Below are 19572 nucleotides of genomic sequence, written 5' to 3'. Positions count from 1 at the left end.
CCGCCCCGGCGCCCATGACCATGACAGACAGCATCACAGCCACACAGAGCACCAGGCTCAGAACCTTCTTCTGGCGTTTGGGTCGATTTTACAAAGAAATTTTCGACAATTTCCCACAAATTTCCCAATGTCTTCCCACGCTGGCGCACAAGAAAAAACAGGTCGGAATGTCCGTGGAGGAAAGACATTCCGACCTGTAAACAATGGGGTTACTCTTCCGTATCCGAGGGGGCAAACGCCTGCCAGGGGAGCACGTCGCTGAGCTCAATCAGGACCGGCGAGTATCCACCCAAATTATCATAACCCGGGTTGTTGCGGGCGGGGACGCTGGTTGGCACCACGATGGGTAGCGAGACCACCAGGCAGGCGCCGCCGTCCTGGCCACTCTGGGCGACCAAGACGCCGCCGTGAAGGGCCGCGATTCGTTGGGCATTATACAGCCCCAAACCGGAGCCCTCGCCGGGCCGCGGGATTTCCTCTGGGGCGTCTCCAGAAAAGAGGGTCGCCATCCGATCTTCGGGAATCCCCACGCCGCTGTCCCGTACAGAGATCACGCACCGGCCATGCTCGGCATGGAGTTTCATTTCCACCTCTCCCTCCTTACCCGCGGCCCGAACTCCGTTGGACACCAGCGCCAGCAGCATTTGGGTCAGCAGAGATTTGCTGCCCTGGAAGGGAAGGTGCTCCACATTGCTGCTGTAAGAGAACCGCACGCCGGCCAGGTCCGCCAGCCACGTGGTTTCATCCGCCATCCCCTGGCAGACCATGGCCAAGTCAAAACCCTCTTCCCGGGGAAAAGCTTTGTCGTTGAGTTCCTGGGTCAGCTCTGCCTGCCGGGTGAGGCGAAGCATTTGAAAGATCAACCGGCTCTGATTGGCCAGATCCTGGTCGAAGTCTCCCATCAAATGGTTTTCCTCCAGCACCCGTTTCATCTTCCACTGCACGGCAGTGAAGTTAGACAGGCACTCCCGCATCCGATAGACCGCGTTGGAAAAAGGGTGCTTTTTCTCTTCTGGCTGGGGCAGGGGACGCAAAACCAAGAGGTCCCCCATCTCAAAGGGGGAGACCGTCACCCGATAGGTGGCCTGCCCCAGGGCAATCTCCATCGACCCGCTGGGATGCTCTGCCAAGGCAGCCAGCAGATCCAGGGGACAGGTTTCGCTTTGTAACAACTGCTGCCCGGGCTCATTGGAATACACGGCCTGGCCGCCGGCCAGGAAAATCACCGGCTCGGGAAAACTGCCGAACTGGAGGTCCAGACGGGACGTGATGAGATCCATAGCGTCAACTCCTTGAAAATAGGATTAGGATGCCCGGAAGGGGCTGAAATTTTCACACCAACAGTGTAGCAAATCCTGGAAAGGAACACAAGAATTTTGTCGAAAAAGGTCGCTCTGCTCCAAACAAATGGGACAATTGCTGAAAAGTAGCACTTCCCTCTTGGGCAAAACTGGAGTATAATGTAGGCGTCTATGCTGAGCTTTCAGCAAACAAATAGATTATGACGCGGAAAGGATTTTGGTGATATGGGTATGAAAGTAGGCATTAACGGATTCGGAAGAATTGGCCGTTTAGTGCTGCGTTTGGGCATGGAGCGCCCCGACATCGAGTTTGTTGGCATCAACAGCCACAGCCAGACCCCCGATTACATGGCATATTTATTGAAGTACGACAGTGTGCATGGCCGCTACCAGGGCGAGGTGAGCTGGGACGGGGACGATCTGATTGTAAACGGCCGCCGGATCCGCGTGTTCCACTGCGAGGAACCCCACGAGATTCCCTGGTCCTCTGTGGGCGCTGAGTACATCATTGAGAGCACCGGCAAGTTCACCACCGCGGAGAAAATGAAGGGACATCTGGCCGGCGGGGCCAAAAAGGTGTTGCTGACCGCCCCTTCCAAGGATGACACACCCATGTTCGTGATGGGGGTCAACAACACATCCTATGACAAGAGCATGGACTTCGTTTCCAACGCCTCCTGTACCACCAACTGCCTGGCCCCGGTGGCCAAGGTTCTCCACGATACCTTTGGAATCAAGGAGGGACTGATGACCACGGTGCACTCCATCACAGGCAGCCAAAAAACCGTGGACGGCACCTCTAAGAAGGACTGGCGGGGCGGCCGGGCGGCCTCGGGGAATATCATCCCCTCCACCACCGGCGCGGCCAAGGCGGTGGGGAAGGTCATTCCCGATCTGTCCGGCAAGTTGACGGGGATGTCCCTGCGGGTGCCCACGCTGGATGTCTCTGTGGTGGATCTGACCGCAGAGCTGGAAACCCCTGCCACCTATGACCAGATTTGCGCCGCTATGAAAGCCGCGGCCCAAGGGCCTATGCAGGGTATTTTGGATTACACAGATGACGCTGTGGTCTCCAGTGATTTCTTGGGGGACCGTCATATCGCCATTTTTGATGCCAAAGCGGGCATCTCCCTGAATGACCACTTTGTGAAGGTGGTCGCCTGGTATGACAATGAGATCGGCTACTCGGCCAAAACCGTGGACCTGCTGGAGTATATGTATCAGGTAGACCACAAGGCATAACGGTATCTTTATATATTATAAAGTAGAACGGACGCGGATTTTGTATCCCGCGTCCGTTTCTTTCGCCTGTTTCCAACAAAATTTTAGGGAAAAGAACCTGGGGCAAAAGCAGCAATTTGCCGACAAGGAATATTCCTTGTCATAGTTTTCAAACCATGGTATTTTCGTCCGGAAAAGCTTGCCTCTCCAACCAAATAGCCCGACAAGCACCTCAACACAACCATACCTTGTGCTTTGCCAAAATACGCCACAATCCTTTGTGGTTCAAGGGAATTTTAATCTGCACACCGAGATTTGTAACCATTTTGTAACCAGATTACCGTTTTGTTACAAAAACTCCAACGCTCTTTACAAATGAACCAACTTTTCGTATAGTAACCGTAGAACAATTCCAACTCTGCTGCGCCCGGCGCAGATACCGCAACGGCATGCCACAGTATGTGTGCCGGACATGGTCAAGGGAAGGATGCGTTCAAAAAAATTTAAAGGAGGAAACCCCTATGAGAAACCTGAAGAAGGTTCTGAGCCTGGTGCTCTGTGTGGCTGTGATGCTGTCTGTCATGGTCATGGGCGCCGGGGCGGCGTTCTCGGATCAGGACAAGATCAAGAACACCGAGGCCGTTGATGCCTGCGTTGCGCTGAACATCATCGGCGGGTACGAGGATGGTTCTTATCATCCCGAACGCAACATTAAGCGTTCCGAGATCACGAAGATGATCTGCGTGGCGCTGAACGGTGGTAAGGAGCCCAATGTGAGCACCAACACCACCCCCACGTTCAGCGACGTGCGTGGCACCAGCGCCGCCTGGGCAGAGGGCTACATTGAGTCCTGCGTGGCCCAGGGCATCATTTCCGGCGTGGGCGGCGGCCGGTTCAGCCCCAACGGCAACGTGACCGGCACCCAGCTGGCCAAGATGCTGTTGGTCAGCCTGGGCTACAACGCCAACACCGAAGAGTTTGTGGGCAATGCCTGGGCAACCAACGTGAACGTCCGCGCTTCCCAGAAGGGCCTGTACGAGGGCCTGGAGAGCATGGATACCTCTGCCGCCATCACCCGTGACAATGCGGCCCAGATGGTGTGGAATGCCATGAACGCCTATGAGGTGGAGTACAAGACCACCATCGTCACCGGCGAGGACGGCAAGCTGGAGACCATTGTCACTGTGCAGGACAAGGTGGTCGGCGACAACGACGACAAGATCACCCTGCTGGAGGACAAATACGACGCCAAGGCCATTACCGGTACTTTGACTAAGGTAAAGCAGGACAATGGCAAGAGCACCTATAACATCACCATTGAGAATGCCAAGTATAATGGTGGTACGTACAATGGTGGGACAGTTTCTTACACAGACGTTTCCAAGGACTATTCCGACCTGCTGTATCAGAATGTCCGCGTCCTGGTGAAGCCCGACAAGAATGGCAAAGACGCCGTGGTTTATGGTGTGTATGCCACGGGCAAGAACACCGTACAGACCGGCCTTTTGGCTGACCTGAAGATGGACGGCACTAAGGCCAAACTGGACGGCACCAAGTATGATCTGGCTAACACGAATACTGTTTATGTTGATGGTGTGAAGCAGTCAGACAACATCAAGACCTGGCTGACAACAAATGGCGAAGGAAATGCTACCTATGGCAAGGGTTCCGAGGTTGAGCTGCTGGCAGTCGATGGCACATCCGATTACTCTATCCTGAAGGTTACCACCTTCGAGGTTAAGGAAATCACCTATGTTGGCTCTGACTATGTCACCGCTGGCACGAAGTACTCTGATGATGACTATGTTATCAGCGATGGCTTGAAGAAGGGAGATTACGCGCTGATCTCCAAGGGCAGCAATTATGCTGACAGCAAGGGCCGTATTGAGAAGGCAACCGTTGTGGAAGGGAAAGTTACTTCCACCAAGGGTTCTGACGAAGTCATGATCGACGGCACCTGGTACACCATGAACACGGGTGTCACTGCCCCGAAGCTGAACGCTTCCGCTAAACTGGTTCTGGTAAATGGCTATGTTTATGCAGTGGATACCGTGACAGCGGGTTCCTCTGACGTGGCACTGGTTGTTGAGGTCGGCAACAGCAATACGGTTGGTTCCAAATACTACCAGGCCCGTCTGATTCTTGCGGATGGCACCGATAAGGTTGTTAACATTGAGAAGAACGACGGGAATGATCAGGCATTGGATAGCAAGAACTTTGCAGGCTATTCCAATAAGCTGGCTGCGTATGATGTGTCCAAGGACGTTTATACTCTGACCTTCATTACCACCGCTTCTGATCAGAAAGACATGGCCGGTTATGAAAACTTCTATTACGCGGAAGACGCAACCATCGACGGCAGCGTACGGACTTCTAATGTGAAGGGCTTTACTGGCGCTTCCGACAATACCTACAAGGAGACCGTAAATCGCGCCTATTTCGATGACAATGCAACTGTGTTTGTCAAGTACAAGAATGACGATTACAAAGTTGTCACTGGAGAAGCTGCGAGAAAGTGGGATGAGATCACTCCTTCCATGGTCCGTATGTTGACCGAGGAGAAGAGCAACTCTCAGTATATCGGCGTTGCCTATGTTGATTTGGGCGAAAAGAATGTCCCCGGCGGTTCTGATAAGACTTACGCCGTCGCTTTGGATGATTCTTACACTTCCAAGATTGACGGCACCACCTACACCATTGTGAAGGCTTGGAATGGTACAGAGGAGACTGAGTACAAGTACGAAGGGACTCTGTCCGGCGGCATTAAGAAGGGCAGCGTTTTCGAGTACTCCAGCAATGGGGATGGCACCGTGGACATTGATAAGCTGACTGCGACCACCACCCAGGTGAAGACCTATGACAAGGGTTCTGGTGAGATTACCTTTGCAGATACTGTGACAAACCTGACTGGCAGCAACGCCAAGATCGACGCCAAGGACACCACGGTCCTGTTCGTCGATTCCGATGCCGCCACAGGCGAGACCAACGGGGAAATCCAGCTGGCACCCGAGTTCAACGGCGACGCAACCAACCACGACGATAACGTGACTGTTTATGTTGACAGCGGCGATGACTGCATCACCCTAATCGTGGTTGACGTTCAGAACAAGATGGCCTGGTGAGCAGTACGCTTCCATCCCACCGATGCATGAGAGGGGAACGATCCCCTTGACACATCCAAAAAAGACACCCCCAAGCCATGGGCTTGGGGGTGTCTTACTTTTCACCAGCATTTTTTCATTCTATGGAAAGAAACCCTTGACATAAGCTCACAAAAATGCTATGATACAAACTATAAAATCCCACAAAAAAAGTGAGATTAAAAAGGAGGGAAGAACATGCGGTTTCATTTCAATGCCTTGCTGCGAACCAATTTTCGCTGTGGACGAATGCTGTACTCCTGGACAGAACAGAGGGCCAGGCTGTTTGGCATGCCTGCGTTTCTTCCCTGACCTGTGGGGAAGCCTCCTTTTCTTTCTGTCCGGGAGCTTGCTGTCTTCCCGGACTTTTTCATTGTCCGGGAAGCGTCCTTCCAAATTGACACAACGAAAAGAGGAGATGCAAAATGTCCCATATTCCTTTCCATCGCTTTGAAACCCTGCAGCTCCATGCGGGCCAGGAAACGGCCGACCCGGCCACGGACGCCCGGGCGGTGCCTATTTATCAGACCACATCCTATGTCTTTCACAACGCCGCCCACGCGGCGGCTCGGTTCCATCTGGAGGAACCAGGCAACATCTACGGCCGACTGACCAACGCCACCCAAGGGGTGCTGGAGGCGCGAATAGCTGCCTTGGAGGGGGGAACCGCCGCCCTGGCGGTGGCCTCCGGCGCAGCCGCCATTGCCTACACGATCCAGGCGCTGGCCCAGGCAGGAGAGCACATTGTCGCCCAGCGCACCCTTTATGGCGGCACGTACAACCTGCTGTCCCATACACTGCCCCAGTACGGCATTGCCACCACCTTTGTGAATGTCCATGACCTGGATCAGGTGGAGCAGGCCATTCAGGAAAACACCAAAGCCATCTACCTGGAGACCCTGGGCAATCCCAACAGCGACATCCCAGACCTGGATGCCGTCGCGGCCCTGGCCCACCGACATGGGCTGCCGCTGGTGATCGACAACACCTTCGGCACCCCTTACCTGATCCGCCCCATCGAGCACGGGGCGGATGTGGTGGTCCACTCGGCCACCAAGTTTATCGGCGGCCACGGCACCAGCCTGGGGGGCGTGATCGTGGAGAGCGGGCGCTTTGACTGGAAGGCCAGCGGACGCTATGCCCCCATCGCTGCCCCCAACCCAAGCTACCATGGCGTCAGCTTCGCAGAGGCCGCCGGCTCTGCCGCCCTTACCACCTATATCCGGGCCATTCTGCTCCGGGACACCGGGGCGGCCCTCTCCCCGTTCAACGCCTTCCTGCTGCTGCAAGGGACCGAGACCTTGTCCCTGCGCCTGGAGCGTCATGGGGAGAACACCAAGCAGGTGATCACCTACCTGGCCGGCCATCCCCTGGTGGAGCGGGTAAATCACCCCAGCCTGCCCGACCACCCGGACCACGCGCTGTACCAGAAGTATTTCCCCCGGGGCGGGGGCTCCATTTTTACCTTTGATATCCGGGGCGGGCAGCCTGCGGCCTATCGGTTTATTGACCACCTGCGGCTGTTCTCTCTGCTGGCCAACGTGGCGGACGTCAAATCCTTGGTCATCCACCCTGCCACCACCACCCATGCCCAGCTCCCCCAAGAGGAGCTGTTGGCCCAGGGAATCCGTCCCGGTACCATTCGCCTTTCCATCGGCACGGAACACATCGACGACATTTTAGCCGATCTGGAGCAGGCCTTCTCTGCCGTGGAAGCCCAATCGACCCTGTAACATTCCCAATAAACTCGATTTAACCCATGTAAGGAGGCATTCTATATGGGAACCCCATTCACATCCGCCGACCAGTTGATCGGCAAAACACCCCTGCTGGAGCTGACCCGCCTGGAGCAGAAGCACGGGCTGGCCGCCCGTATACTTGCCAAGGTGGAGGCCTTCCAGCCCGCCGGCTCCGTGAAGGACCGGGTGGCCAAGGCCATGCTGGACGACGGGGAGGCAAAGGGGCTGCTGACCCCCGGCACCGTGATCATAGAGCCCACCTCCGGCAACACGGGGATTGCCCTGGCGGCCCTGGCGGCGGCCAGAGGATACCGTCTCATTCTTGTTATGCCGGAGACCATGAGTGTGGAGCGCCGCCAGCTGATGAAGGCCTACGGGGCGGAGCTGGTGCTCACCGAGGGGGCCAAGGGGATGAAAGGCGCCCTGGCAAAGGTACAGGAACTGGCCGCCGCCATCCCCAACCACTTTCTCCCCCGGCAATTTGAGAACCCGGTCAACGCCGCCGTCCACCAGGCCACCACGGGCCCGGAGATCTGGGCAGATACCGCGGGCGCGGTGGATCTCTTCGTGGCCGGGGTGGGCACCGGCGGCACCATCACCGGGGTGGGGACCTACCTGAAACAGCAGAACCCCAAGATCCGGGTGGTGGCAGTGGAGCCGGCAGGTTCCCCCGTCCTGCACAAAGGGACCCCAGGCCCCCACAAAATTCAGGGCATCGGCGCGGGCTTTGTCCCTCCGGTGCTGGACACCGGGGTATACGATGAGGTGATCTCCGTCACCGATGAGGACGCCTTTGCCACGGGCAGGGAGCTGGGCCGCACCGAGGGACTGCTGGCGGGAATCTCCTCCGGGGCCGCCCTGTGGGCTGCCATCCAGCTGGCGAAACGGCCGGAGAACCAGGGCAAACGGATCGTTGTCCTGCTGCCGGACACGGGCGACCGCTATCTGTCCACCCCGCTGTTTGGGGGATAAATTAACCCCCGGGCGGACATTTCCTGTCCGTCCGGGGGTTTTTTGCGCCGTATGATAGCTCAATGGGCGTGGCAGCCGCCGCTTCCACAGGTGTGAGAAGCGCAGGAATGGCCATCGTCATGGTGGTGATGGTTGCAGAGGGCCTCTGTGTTGGGGACCAGCTTCCCGTCCACAAAGTCCTGGGCCGCCTGGTCCACGTCCCCGGTGATGCCGGGGATGGGGGTGATGTCCAGGGACTGCAGGGCCTCAATGGCCCCAGGGCCAATGCCGCCGCAGATCACGGCGCTGATGCCCAGCCCCCGCAGCAGGCCGGCCAGGGCGCCATGGCCCTGCCCGTTGGTGCTCATCACCATGGAGGGGCCCACCTTTCCGTCTACGATGTCGTAGATCTTAAAGGCCTCTGTCTTGCCAAAGTGCTGGAACACCTGGCCGTTGTCGTATGGGATCGCGAGTTTCATGTTGGTATCCTCCAATTCTTATGATCTTATCTGCACGGTGCAGCCCCTGCCGGGCCGCCCCGGGGAAAACAGGGGGTCAAAGGAGCCCCAGCTTCTTGGCCTCCGCGGTGAGCATCCCCCGGCAGTCCGGGTGGGCCAGGTCGATGAGTGCCCGGGCGCGGTCCCGGGTGGTCAGGGGTTTCAGGTTGACCACGCCATATTCTGTGACCACATACTGCACGTCCGACCGGGGGGTGGTGACGATGGTCGCCGGCGGGAAGGTGGGGACAATCCGGCTCTTGGGGGCACCGTCCGAGCCCACGCCCACCGTGGAGGAGAAGGCCAGAAAGGATTTGCCCCCCTTGGCCAGCTGGGCCCCCCGGACATAATCCCCCTGTCCGCCGGTGCCGCTGAACTGCCGCGTCCCCATGCCCTCCGCCGCCACCTGGCCAAACAGGTCGATGGACATGGCGGTGTTGATGGAGATCATATTGTCATTTTGGGCAATGTTCACCGGGTTATTCACCACAGGAAAGGGTCCGAAGAACAGGTCCTCGTTGTGGTCCAAAAATTCATACAGTGCCCGGGACCCAAAGGCGAAGCCCACCACGGTCCGCCCGGGGATAAACTTAGGCCGGCTGTTGTTGATGACGCCGGCCTTCATCAGGGCCATAATGGAGTCGGACATCATCTCCGTGTGGCAGCCCAGGTCATTCTTGGACATGAGCCCGTAGCCCACAGCGGTGGCCACGCCGCCAATGCCCAGCTGGATACAGGCACCGTCGGGAATCTGGTCCAGCAGGTACCGGGACATGGCGGCAACGATGGGGTCCTCCTCTGCCGGGCCGCCGGGAATGGTCTCCTTTTCCACATCTGCCCACACCACATGCCTGGCCTGAGAGATGTGGATTTTGGTGCGCTGGCCGGTGACGTAGGGGGAGAAGCGGTTGATCTGCAGCACAATGTTGTCGGTCTCCTCCTGGATAAACGGGTGCATGCAGCAGCCGGAGGCTCCAAAGCTCATGTAGCCCTCCTCGTCGGGGAGGGAGACATCAAAAAAGGCCAGGTCCGGATGGAAGGTCTCCCGGCACCACTGGTCCACCTGGCCCAGATGGACCGAGGTGAAGTCCGCCCGCCCCGCTTTCCAGGCCCGCCGCTCCTCATACCCCATAAAATACGTGGAGATGCGAAAGGCCTGGGGATGGGCGCAGTCCAGAACCGTCATGGGCGGAATGATGTTGGAGCACCCGATGGTGACATCCTCCAGCTCCTCCGACCGGGCGGCCAGGGCGTCGGCGATGGCTCTGGCATAGCTGGTGCAGCAGCCCAGGTAGACCTGCTGGCCGCTCTTGACCAGGGCGGCGGCCTGTTGGGCGGAAATGGTTTTGGCGCGGAATTCCTCCTGTAAAGCCTGGTTCACCGGGCCACCTCCTCCAGGTCCACCCTGTCCAGCAGGGCCTGCAGGTCGTTCAGAAATTGGGCGGTGTGCCAACCGTCCGCGGCGGCGTGGGAGATGTTCACGGCAAAGGGCATCGTCCAGGTCCCCTGGTGTTCAGCGGCCTTTCCATAGGTGATCACCGGAAACAGATTGGGCTGCCCCCCGGGGACCGTGGAGGCATAGCCGGTAAAGGACAGCCAGGGGACGCAGGAGATGCAGTAAAAGTTGGCCGGCTGACCGGCCCGGGCTTTCATCCCATGCCGGGTTCCGTAGGTGGCCACATCGGACAGGAACGCCTGGTAAAACACAGGAAAGGACTCGTTGTGTTCCGTCCAAAGGTCGGAAAAGGTGTGGTCATCCTCGTGAAACACGGTGTAGTTGGGATGCATCCTGTCATAGGTTCCAGGCTGGCCCTCACTGTCCACGCCCATCCGAAAGGCGGGGTGGGAGAGGATTGTATGGGACACGCACCAGATGAAACTGGGGTAAAATTTCAGCCCCTTCCGCTCCAGCATGGCCCGAAACCGGGTCACATCCAGCTGCACCGTCACGGAGTAGCCGCAGGGCAGCTGGTTGCGGTAATAATGAAAGTGTTCCCGGCGGGGCCAGGTGGACAGATCAATGGGGGTAAACTGCATAGGGATTCTACCTTCCTTTTCCTTCGTGTTGTGGGGCGGCCTCCCCTGCCAGGCGGCCTTGCCCTGCCCTTCGTGCCCGAAGGATGTCGGGCAGGATGCTCACCAGGCTCCCGGCCAAAAAGCAGACAATGCCCAGGAGAATGGGAGGGGTCACAGCTTCCCCCAGCACTGCCAGGGCAAACAGAGGCGCCAGAATGGGTTTGAAGAAAAAGACCAGGCTGCCGTGGATGGCACTGGTCTTTTCAATGGCCAGCATATGAAAAACGTAGCCCAGGGCGGTGTTGACGATGCCAATGAAGAGGAAATAGGGCAGGGTCTGCCCCGTCAGCCCTTGGAGAAACGGGACATCCTGGAACATGGTCAGTCCCAGCTGTCCAAACAGCGCGCTTCCAACCTCCGTCCGGCCCAGCAGCAGAAGGGCGCCCAGCTCCAGACCGCCCCAGAGAAAGCTGCCGCAGGTGACCACCAGGCTGCCGGTCCGGGCCGTCTGCCGCTTGCCCAGCACCGCGTAGGCGGCGAAAAACAGGGCGGCCAGCACCGCCAGTGCCACGCTGGAAAGGCTGACCGCACTGCCGCCCAACCCGGCAATGGCCCCAATGCCCAGCACCTCCAGGACCAGAGCCAAAAGGTTGTTCCAGGCAATGGTTTCATGGAGAAGGAGAAAGGCCAGAAGGGTGACAAAGATCGGATTGCCGGAAAACAGCACCGCCACCACGTTGGCCTGCCCGTGGGTGATGGCCAGCTGATAGAGGACCATGGACAACGGCACGCAAAAAAGCCCTGTCAGAGCAAAGGTCCCCACGTCCCGCCTGGTCAGGCGAATCCCCTTCCGCCGCAGGGTCCACCCCGCCACAGGGAGCAGACAGATCCCCCCCACCAGGAACCGCTCCAGCGTGATCTGCATGGGGTGAAAGGCCCCCGCCACAGCGGGGAGTTTGAGCAGGACTTCCATGGTGGAAAAGATCACCGCCGCCAGGGCGATGAACAGGCAGCCGAAGAGGAACTGGCGTTTCAATACACTCCCCCCTTAGTAAGAAACCGATCCTATTCATTATAGTACAATTCAGGGAAAAATCAAGAAGAAGCCCCCCGGGACTTTAGTCCCGGGGGGGCTTTTCAACGGCGCCACAATAAGTTGGAAATTATTTTTTAATGCTTCCAGGATACGCGCCATCTGTGTTTGTAATCACAATCAAGAACGCCAAGTCAGAGCCAGAGTCAATGACAAAGGATGCATTGCGATAATATTTCCCTTCAGGTGCGGGGCTCGCATTTTCAATAGAACCACCATTTACACAAATATCCTCAACATTGTCTGCAGAAGTATCGACGTAAATGATTTGGGTGTCCTTCGTGAGATTGTAATTCTTTGCGGTGTTCTGATCGTTGGCCATCTGGACAACCGTGGAGGTATGATCCATGATGGAGTAGAGGTTGAAGCCTTGAACAGCACCAACGTTGTTAGTTCCATTCTTAGCCGCATCGATGTCATAGGTACCGTCACTGTTCTTCACGTACTCAACAGCCTGGAATTTTGCGAATCCGGAATCGGAAGTGACAACATCAATCGTGTCAGTGCCATTCCACAGTGTGAATTCGTACTTATCATCGGTGGCTCTAATAACGTCACTGACGATGACTCCATAGGAAACAGTGGATGCGGGCATCTTTTCATCGCCAAGATCAATGAAAGCACCTGCAATCTTTTTCATAGTGTCAGAGGTCTTATACAGAACCAGAGACTTGTTACTATTGAAGTCTTTAACCTTGTCACCCCAGCCAGCAACATCTTTGCCGGACAGAATCGCATACTTATCTGCATTGTACTTGACATAGACAACGGCATCGTCATCAATCAAGTACTCATCACCACTACCAGAGGCATTTGCGTAGATACGGCCATCCTTGTAAGAATTGACCTGTGCAGCAGAATATTCATCCAAGCCGGAATCCGAACTGGTAATTTCAGTGAACTTGTAAGCGCCGTCTTTCACCTCGTAAGTGACGTACTTATCTGCAATAGCAGAAGAGGTAGGCTTAACTGGAGAATCTTTGTGGATAGGAACGACCTTGGTCTCGCCATTGATCATAACCTTAGCCTGGTAATTGCCATCAACGTCCATGGAGGTGCTGCTGGAAATAATGAATGCAGTATCCGCAATGGAGCCGCCGGTGGCATCCACATCTACAATGTAGCCATTGTACAGGAAAAACTCACCCTTGTCATCCAGCCCCACGGTAACAGCCGTATCATACCAAGTTCCATCAATACGAGCTTCTCCAGTCTTAGTCGCATCCACCTTACCGGAAACGGAATCCAGCTTGGTAATCACCGTGCTGTCGTCGGCAACATAGGTGTCTTTGACAACAGCAACCCGGTCGCCCTTGGCGGCGTCCTTATAGATATCGCAGTCTTCCACCTTCGCGTTGGTCATAACGCCCTTCACGGTGATGTTCTTGGCGTTCAGATAGGTGATCTCACCAAAGGCCACAGGGGTCACCACTGCGATGTCGATCTTCTCGTCGCCGGTGTTGTCAATCAGAACCACCTTGGAGGCTTTGGAGAAGATTGTGCCATCCGTTTTCACAGCATCCAAAGTTTTCAGCTCAGAAGAGCCATTTTTCAATGGATTCCCAAGGGCATCAACTGCCTTGACAGCACCGAAGTCGTCGGTCTTTACCTTATAGGTGACGCCGTCCAGCTTATATTCGCTTTTGCTCAGATCCAGATCACCCAGGGTGGTTTCCACCACAGTGGCGGTGTTCTCGGCATTGACATAAATGCCGTACACCTCATCGGCGTCTTTGTACATGGCCTTGACGGACTTTCCAACCAGGTCGGTGGGATCGTTGGTCAGCTTGGACAGGTTAACATAGATCGGCTGATTCGTCTTATCAACGCCGGTCTGGATCTGCACCGTATAACCCTTGGAGTTGTAGTCAACGTTGGTCACAACACCAGTGGTGATGGTCGCGTCATACTTGTCCTCCAGCAGGGTGATGTCCTTCTCCACCAGAGTGGGCTTGGAGACCAGCTGGCCATTTTCAGAAACCAGAGTATATTCATACTTGACTTCCTTGGCCTGCAGGGCATTCCATACCATCTGGGCCGCATTGTCGCGGGTCAGCGCAGCGGAGACGTCCACACCTTCCAGGCCCTTGTACAGGCCAACCTGGGTAGCACGAACGTTGACATTCATATCCCAAGCATTGCCGGTGTAACCTTCAATGTCGGAATCGTAACCCAGGCTGACCAGCAGCATCTTGGACAGCTGGCTGGCAGTCACATTGCCGTTGGGGCTGAACCGGCCGCCGCCCACACCGGACACGATGCCCTGGGACACGCAGGACTCAATGTACTTCTCCGCCCAAGCAGCGTTGGGGGTGTTGCGCACGTCGGAGAACGTGGGGGTGGCAGGTGTGCCCAGGGTGGGCTCCTCGCCGCCGTTCAGAGCCACACAAATCATTTTGGTGATCTCAGAACGCTTAATGTTCCCTTCGGGCTTATAAGACCCGTCAGGATACCCGCCGATGATGTTCAGCACAGAGCAGGCATCAACGGCCTCAGTGTTCTCGATCTTGTCCTGATCCGAGAACGCCGCCCCGGCGCCCATGACCATGACAGACAGCATCACGGCCACACAGAGCACCAGGCTCAGAACCTTCTTCTGGGGAAACTCCTTGCCCCGCAATGCTTTGCTCCGCAATTTCCCACGGATTTTACACGGAACTCCCACAAAAATTTCCTCCTTCCAGGATCTCTGTTTTAGGCAGAAGAAAGCATGAGACACCCATCGAATTGTCTTTTTAAGAAAGACAAAAGTGCATACTATGAGGGAAATCTTTATCATAATTTTTTTCTTATTATTATATCAAAAAATTCGTTTTTCCTATTGACCTCATTGCTTTAAAGTGTTAAGATGGAAAACGTCGATTTCGAGAGAAATCGGCAGTCATATTTACCATGTTCGAAAGAAGGTCTCATACAATGAAAAAGAAAGTGTTTGCCACTGTGCTGGCTGGCATGATGGCGCTGAGCTTGACTGCCTGCGGAAACGCAGATTCTACTGCGCCAGAGGAAAACGGCAGCGGTACGCAGACGGCCGCGGGCTCCTACACAGTCGGCATCTGCCAGCAGATGCAGCATGCTGCCTTGGATTCCGCCACCCAGGGATTCCAGGATAAGTTGAAGGAGCTGATCACCGCGGACGGCGGAGAGGTTGAATTTGAAGTGGAAAATGCCTCTGGAGAGTCTGCAAACTGCGCTTCCATCATCAATGGCTTTGTCTCCTCCAATGTGGACTTGATCATGGCCAACGCCACCGCTTCTCTCCAGGCTGCTCAGGCCGGTACGGCAGATATCCCCATTTTGGGAACCTCTGTCACGGATTATGCCACTGCCCTGGGAATGGACAACTGGACGGGCACCACAGGCACCAATATCTCCGGCACCGCCGACCTGGCGCCTCTGGACAAGCAGGCTGATATGATTCAGGAACTCTTCCCCGATGCGAAAACCGTCGGCCTGCTGTATTGCTCGGCAGAACCGAACTCCTCTTACCAAGTGGGGGTCATTAAGCCTCTGCTGGAGGAGATGGGATATACCTGCACAGAGTACGCGTTTGCAGACTCCAATGACGTGGCTTCCGTTACCACTTCCGCCTGTGCTTCCAGTGACGTGATTTACATCCCCACAGACAACACCGCCGCCTCCTGCACAGAGGCCATTCGCAACGTAGTGGTTCCCGCAGGGGTCCCCGTTGTGGCTGGAGAACAGGGCATCTGCTCTGGCTGCGGCGTGGCGACTCTGTCTATCGACTACTACGAACTGGGCCAGCTGACTGGCGAGATGGCCTATGACATTCTGGTCAACGGCAAGGACCCCGGCACCATGGAGATCCAGTCTCTGCCCACTGCCACCAAGATGTATAATCCTTCTGTCTGCGAGGAACTGAACATTACCCCGCCGGAGGGATACACCGCCATCGAGACCACGGCAGAATAATCCGATCCATTTGTCTGGAACCCGGGCGGAAAGGGGCCTCCTTTTCCGCCCGGTCTCGATTTGTCTTTCTCATTCGATGAACACGGAGGAATCAACGTGGATTTTTTCTCAGATTTGCTCAATGCGCTGCCGGGCGCCCTGGCCCAGGGCCTGATTTGGGGGCTCATGGCCATCGGCGTCTATATCACCTTTAAGGTCTTGGATCTGGCCGACTTGACGGTGGATGGAACCATGTGCACCGGCGGCGCGGTATGTATCATGCTGATGACCAATGGGGTCAATGTCTGGGTGGCGCTGCTGTGCGCCTTCATCGCGGGGATGATTGCCGGTGCCATCACCGGACTGCTGCACACGGCCATGGGTATCCCCGCCATACTGGCAGGAATTTTAACCCAGCTGGCCCTGTTTTCCATTAATCTGCGAATCATGGGCGGCAAAGCCAACCAGGCCATCAACCCGGACAACTATGATCTGCTGGTCTCCCTGCGGAATGTAAAGCATCTCAGTTTGGAAAACCCCATCCTGGTGACACTGCTGTTTACCGCGGTTCTCATTGCTTTGCTCTACTGGTTCTTTGGAACGGAGCTGGGCAGCGGCATCCGGGCCACCGGCGCCAACCCCAACATGAGCCGGGCCCAGGGAATCAATGTCAACCGCAACAAGGTTTTGGGACTGATGATCTCCAACGGGATTGTGGCGCTGTCCAGCGCCCTGTATTCCCAGTACCAGGGATTTGCCGATGTCAACGCCGGCCGGGGCGCCATTGTCATTGGTTTGGCGGCAGTGATCATTGGCGACGTCATTTTCTCCCGTATTTTCCAGAACTTCGCCTTGAAACTGGTGTCTGTCTCCCTGGGTGCTGTCATCTATTACGTGGTGATTCAGATTGTCCTGACCCTGGGGCTGGACAGCAATGATCTGAAGCTCTTCTCGGCCTTGGTGGTGGCCATCTTCCTGGCGGTTCCCTATTGGAAAAACCGGTATTTCCGCAGCAAACCCAAGGCAGTCCCCGCAGGGAAAAAGGAGGGTGTCCCCCATGCTTGAACTCAACGGACTTTACAAGGTTTTCAACGCTGGCACCGTCAACGAAAAGCGGGCCATTGACGGCCTGGACCTCACCCTGGAAGAGGGAGACTTTGTCACGGTAATCGGTGGCAACGGCGCGGGAAAATCCACCACCCTGAACCTCATTGCCGGGGTCTTTCCCGCAGATCGCGGAACCATCCGCCTGAATGGCGTGGACATTACGCGGCTTCCCGAGCACAAACGGGCCAAATATCTGGGCCGGGTGTTCCAGGACCCGATGATGGGAACCGCAGCCACCATGGGCATTGAGGAAAACCTGGCGCTGGCCAACCGCCGGGGCAAATCCCGTGGACTCCGCCCAGGTATTACCAGCCAGGAGCGGGATCTCTTCCGGGCGCAGTTGGCCGCCCTGGGCCTGGGCCTGGAAAACCGCTTGACCAGCAAAGTAGGGCTTCTCTCTGGTGGACAGCGGCAAGCTCTGACTCTTCTGATGGCAACCTTGAATCAGCCGAAGCTCCTTCTGTTGGATGAGCACACAGCGGCGCTGGACCCAAAGACTGCGGACAAGGTCCTTCAACTGACCGAGGAAATTGTGGCTCGGGATCATTTGACCACCCTCATGGTGACCCATAACATGAAACACGCCATCCAGTACGGCAACCGTTTGATTATGATGGATGCCGGCCGTGTGGTGGTGGACATTCGCGGAGAGGAGAAAAAGAACCTGACGGTCTCCGACCTATTGGAAAAATTCAATATTGAAAATGACCGTATGCTCCTGTCTGAATAAATGTGTCAGAATATACTAATTTAGAGGGAAACATTGATGACAAGATTCCGCCTCCTGTTGTAGGATAAAGCTTACAACAGGAGGTTTTTTACTATGGAAAAATACACGTACATTCGAAAGACCATCACATGGGAAAACCGGCGCTATGAAGTCCGGGGCAAGACCGAGCAGGAGGCATGTGACAAGCTGGCCGAACTGGTGGCCTCCTTAAACCGGGGAGAATTTGCCACCAGCGGAAACACCACAGTGGACCAATGGTTTCTCCAATGGAAGGAGACATACAAAGCCCCTTCCGGCCTCACCCAAAAGAGTTTGGGCCTCTATGATGAGAAGTATAACGGCTATATTGGCCCCGCCATTGGGACATTAAAATTAAAAGACGTACGAGACCTTCATCTGCAAACCATCCTCAATACCCAAGCGGGGATGTCATACTCGCATGTATCCAAACTGCGTATGGTAATGCAGGAGCTCTTCCGGCAGGCACGCCGGTCCCGGCTGATTATTTATGACCCTGCAGAAGGGCTCCTGTTGCCGGAGAGTGTCAAGCGGAGCCATCGTCCCATCACCAAGGCGGAACGCAGGCACATTCTGGCCGTGGCACAGACCCATCCCGCCGGTCTGTGGGTGCTGACCATTCTGTACACGGGTCTGCGGCCTGGAGAGACGGCGGCCTTGTTCTGGGAGGATATTGACTTTGATCGAAATGAAATCCACGTTTATAAAGCCGTAGAAAGCGGGACCCGGACCATCAAAGCCCCCAAGACTCCCGCAGGGATTCGGGATATCCCCATGCGGCAGGAGCTGCGAGAGCGCCTGCTGGCGGTCCGGGGCGAGGGTGCTGCGCCTGTGTTTCCCTCCGCCAACGGCGGCATACGCAGTGCCAACAGCCTTCGCCGGCTCTGGAATTCCTTTGCTCACGCTTTGGACCTTCACATGGGCGCGAAAGTCCGGGACGGCCAAATTCTCCAACATGCCATTGCCCCGGATCTGACGCCCTATTGTCTCCGGCATACCTTCTGCACCGACCTTCAGCGCGCCGGAGTCCCAATCAACGTGGCCAAAGAATTGATGGGGCATGCGAATATCTCTGTCACAGCGAACATTTACACACACCGCGATCAAAAAGTACTTCATAATAATATGGCAAAATTAAATCCAAAAGGAAGAAGAGCAGTAGGAAAGACCCAAGAAAAAACCGTGTGAACGCCGTGGGAAATCTGTGGGAAATTGCGGAGCAAAGCATTGCGGGGCAAGGAGTTCCCCCAGAAGAAGGTTCTGAGCCTGGTGCTCTGTGTGGCTGTGATGCTGTCTGTCATGGTCATGGGCGCCGGGGCGGCGTTCTCGGATCAGGACAAGATCGAGAACACCGAGGCCGTTGATGCGTGCTCTGCGCTGAACATCATCGGCGGGTATCCTGACGGGTCCTATAAGCCCGAAGGGAACATTAAGCGGTCCGAGATCTGCAAGATGATCTGCGTGGCCCTGAACGGCGGCGAGGAGCCCACCCTGGGCACACCTGCCACCCCCACGTTCTCCGACGTGCGCAACACCCCCAACGCTGCTTGGGCGGAGAAGTACATTGAGTCCTGCGTGTCCCAGGGCATCGTGTCTGGTGTGGGCGGCGGCCGGTTCAGCCCCAACGGCAATGTGACCGGCTCCCAGCTGGCTAAGATGCTGCTGGTCTGCCTGGGCTTCGATTCTGACATCGAGGGCTACACCGGCAACGCTTGGGACATGAATGTCAACGTCCGTGCCACCCAGAAGGGCCTGTACAAGGGCCTGGAAGGTCTGGATGTCTCCGCTGCCCTGACCCGCGACACTGCGGCCCAGATGGTGTGGAACGCCCTGCAGGCTGGCGAAGT

16 protein-coding genes are annotated in these 19572 nt (G+C 56.3%); 10 read left to right on the top strand and 6 right to left on the bottom strand.

What is annotated here, in order from left to right; translation table 11 throughout:
* Positions 1-200: hypothetical protein (locus tag DV520_RS12425; RefSeq protein ID WP_205727611.1), on the top strand; the 200-nt coding region annotated here is incomplete at its 5' end.
* Between the two features lie 9 nt (positions 201-209).
* On the opposite strand, the gene DV520_RS10815 is transcribed toward DV520_RS12425, so the two are convergent.
* Positions 210-1280, bottom strand: coding sequence for a sensor histidine kinase (locus tag DV520_RS10815; protein WP_021919198.1), 1071 nt, complete (start codon positions 1278-1280; stop codon positions 210-212).
* Between the two features lie 246 nt (positions 1281-1526).
* Here DV520_RS10815 and gap point away from each other — a divergent pair, with 246 nt between their 5' ends.
* The 4 genes from gap (at position 1527) to cysK (ending at position 8373) form a co-directional block, all read left to right on the top strand.
* On the top strand, positions 1527-2543 hold the full coding sequence (gene gap, locus DV520_RS10810; protein WP_117142793.1) for a type I glyceraldehyde-3-phosphate dehydrogenase: 1017 nt from the start codon (positions 1527-1529) through the stop codon (positions 2541-2543).
* Between the two features lie 500 nt (positions 2544-3043).
* Entirely contained in the window at positions 3044-5644 is a 2601-nt protein-coding gene (locus tag DV520_RS10805) for an S-layer homology domain-containing protein (RefSeq protein ID WP_165850096.1), read from the top strand.
* Between the two features lie 443 nt (positions 5645-6087).
* The gene (locus tag DV520_RS10800) at positions 6088-7395 is read left to right on the top strand and encodes an O-acetylhomoserine aminocarboxypropyltransferase/cysteine synthase family protein (protein WP_117142789.1); all 1308 of its coding nucleotides are present in this window, start codon (positions 6088-6090) and stop codon (positions 7393-7395) included.
* Positions 7396-7440: 45 nt separating this feature from the next.
* Positions 7441-8373, top strand: a complete 933-nt coding sequence (cysK, locus tag DV520_RS10795; protein ID WP_021920263.1) for a cysteine synthase A — start codon at positions 7441-7443, stop codon at positions 8371-8373.
* Positions 8374-8432: 59 nt separating this feature from the next.
* Here cysK and DV520_RS10790 read toward each other — a convergent pair whose 3' ends face one another.
* From DV520_RS10790 to DV520_RS10770, 5 genes are all read right to left on the bottom strand, one after another.
* The gene (locus tag DV520_RS10790) at positions 8433-8831 is read right to left on the bottom strand and encodes a NifB/NifX family molybdenum-iron cluster-binding protein (RefSeq protein ID WP_117142787.1); all 399 of its coding nucleotides are present in this window, start codon (positions 8829-8831) and stop codon (positions 8433-8435) included.
* Positions 8832-8907: 76 nt separating this feature from the next.
* Positions 8908-10230 (bottom strand): acetyl-CoA hydrolase/transferase family protein, encoded by a 1323-nt coding sequence (locus DV520_RS10785; protein ID WP_133308862.1) that lies wholly within the window; start codon positions 10228-10230, stop codon positions 8908-8910.
* On the bottom strand, positions 10227-10886 hold the full coding sequence (locus tag DV520_RS10780; protein WP_117142783.1) for a chloramphenicol acetyltransferase: 660 nt from the start codon (positions 10884-10886) through the stop codon (positions 10227-10229). Before DV520_RS10780 ends, DV520_RS10785 begins: the two co-directional genes overlap by 4 nt.
* Before the next feature lie 7 nt (positions 10887-10893).
* Positions 10894-11901 (bottom strand): DMT family transporter, encoded by a 1008-nt coding sequence (locus DV520_RS10775; protein WP_117142781.1) that lies wholly within the window; start codon positions 11899-11901, stop codon positions 10894-10896.
* 127 nt (positions 11902-12028) lie between these two features.
* Positions 12029-14623: an S-layer homology domain-containing protein gene (locus DV520_RS10770; protein ID WP_165850095.1), complete on the bottom strand. Its 2595-nt coding sequence runs from the start codon at positions 14621-14623 to the stop codon at positions 12029-12031.
* A 251-nt stretch (positions 14624-14874) separates the two neighbouring features.
* Here DV520_RS10770 and DV520_RS10765 point away from each other — a divergent pair, with 251 nt between their 5' ends.
* The 5 genes from DV520_RS10765 to DV520_RS10745 form a co-directional block, all read left to right on the top strand.
* Positions 14875-15891, top strand: coding sequence for an ABC transporter substrate-binding protein (locus tag DV520_RS10765; RefSeq protein WP_021918743.1), 1017 nt, complete (start codon positions 14875-14877; stop codon positions 15889-15891).
* Between the two features lie 96 nt (positions 15892-15987).
* Positions 15988-16935 carry an ABC transporter permease gene (locus DV520_RS10760; RefSeq protein ID WP_021918742.1) on the top strand — a complete coding sequence of 316 codons (948 nt, stop codon included), beginning with the start codon at positions 15988-15990 and terminating at the stop codon, positions 16933-16935.
* On the top strand, positions 16928-17707 hold the full coding sequence (locus tag DV520_RS10755) for an ABC transporter ATP-binding protein (protein ID WP_117142777.1): 780 nt from the start codon (positions 16928-16930) through the stop codon (positions 17705-17707). Before DV520_RS10760 ends, DV520_RS10755 begins: the two co-directional genes overlap by 8 nt.
* A 93-nt stretch (positions 17708-17800) precedes the next feature.
* Positions 17801-18913 carry a tyrosine-type recombinase/integrase gene (locus tag DV520_RS10750; RefSeq protein ID WP_117142775.1) on the top strand — a complete coding sequence of 371 codons (1113 nt, stop codon included), beginning with the start codon at positions 17801-17803 and terminating at the stop codon, positions 18911-18913.
* A 39-nt stretch (positions 18914-18952) separates the two neighbouring features.
* Positions 18953-19572 (top strand): S-layer homology domain-containing protein (locus tag DV520_RS10745; protein WP_133308861.1); only part of this gene is annotated, 620 nt, incomplete at its 3' end.

The sequence above is a fragment of the Evtepia gabavorous genome (assembly GCF_003425665.1).
GTDB lineage: Bacteria > Bacillota > Clostridia > Oscillospirales > Oscillospiraceae > Evtepia > Evtepia gabavorous.
The sequence above is the reverse complement of the archived record's forward strand: the minus strand, read 5'-3'. Positions and strand labels throughout refer to the sequence as shown.

Bases quoted from the DNA above. Each gene is read 5' to 3' on its own strand.
- DV520_RS10815 (WP_021919198.1), bottom strand. From the start codon at position 1,280: ATGGATCTCATCACGTCCCGTCTGGACCTCCAGTTCGGCAGTTTTCCC.
- gap (WP_117142793.1), top strand. From the start codon at position 1,527: ATGGGTATGAAAGTAGGCATTAACGGATTCGGAAGAATTGGCCGTTTA.
- DV520_RS10805 (WP_165850096.1), top strand. From the start codon at position 3,044: ATGAGAAACCTGAAGAAGGTTCTGAGCCTGGTGCTCTGTGTGGCTGTG.
- DV520_RS10800 (WP_117142789.1), top strand. From the start codon at position 6,088: ATGTCCCATATTCCTTTCCATCGCTTTGAAACCCTGCAGCTCCATGCG.
- cysK (WP_021920263.1), top strand. From the start codon at position 7,441: ATGGGAACCCCATTCACATCCGCCGACCAGTTGATCGGCAAAACACCC.
- DV520_RS10790 (WP_117142787.1), bottom strand. From the start codon at position 8,831: ATGAAACTCGCGATCCCATACGACAACGGCCAGGTGTTCCAGCACTTT.
- DV520_RS10780 (WP_117142783.1), bottom strand. From the start codon at position 10,886: ATGCAGTTTACCCCCATTGATCTGTCCACCTGGCCCCGCCGGGAACAC.
- DV520_RS10765 (WP_021918743.1), top strand. From the start codon at position 14,875: ATGAAAAAGAAAGTGTTTGCCACTGTGCTGGCTGGCATGATGGCGCTG.
- DV520_RS10755 (WP_117142777.1), top strand. From the start codon at position 16,928: ATGCTTGAACTCAACGGACTTTACAAGGTTTTCAACGCTGGCACCGTC.
- DV520_RS10750 (WP_117142775.1), top strand. From the start codon at position 17,801: ATGGAAAAATACACGTACATTCGAAAGACCATCACATGGGAAAACCGG.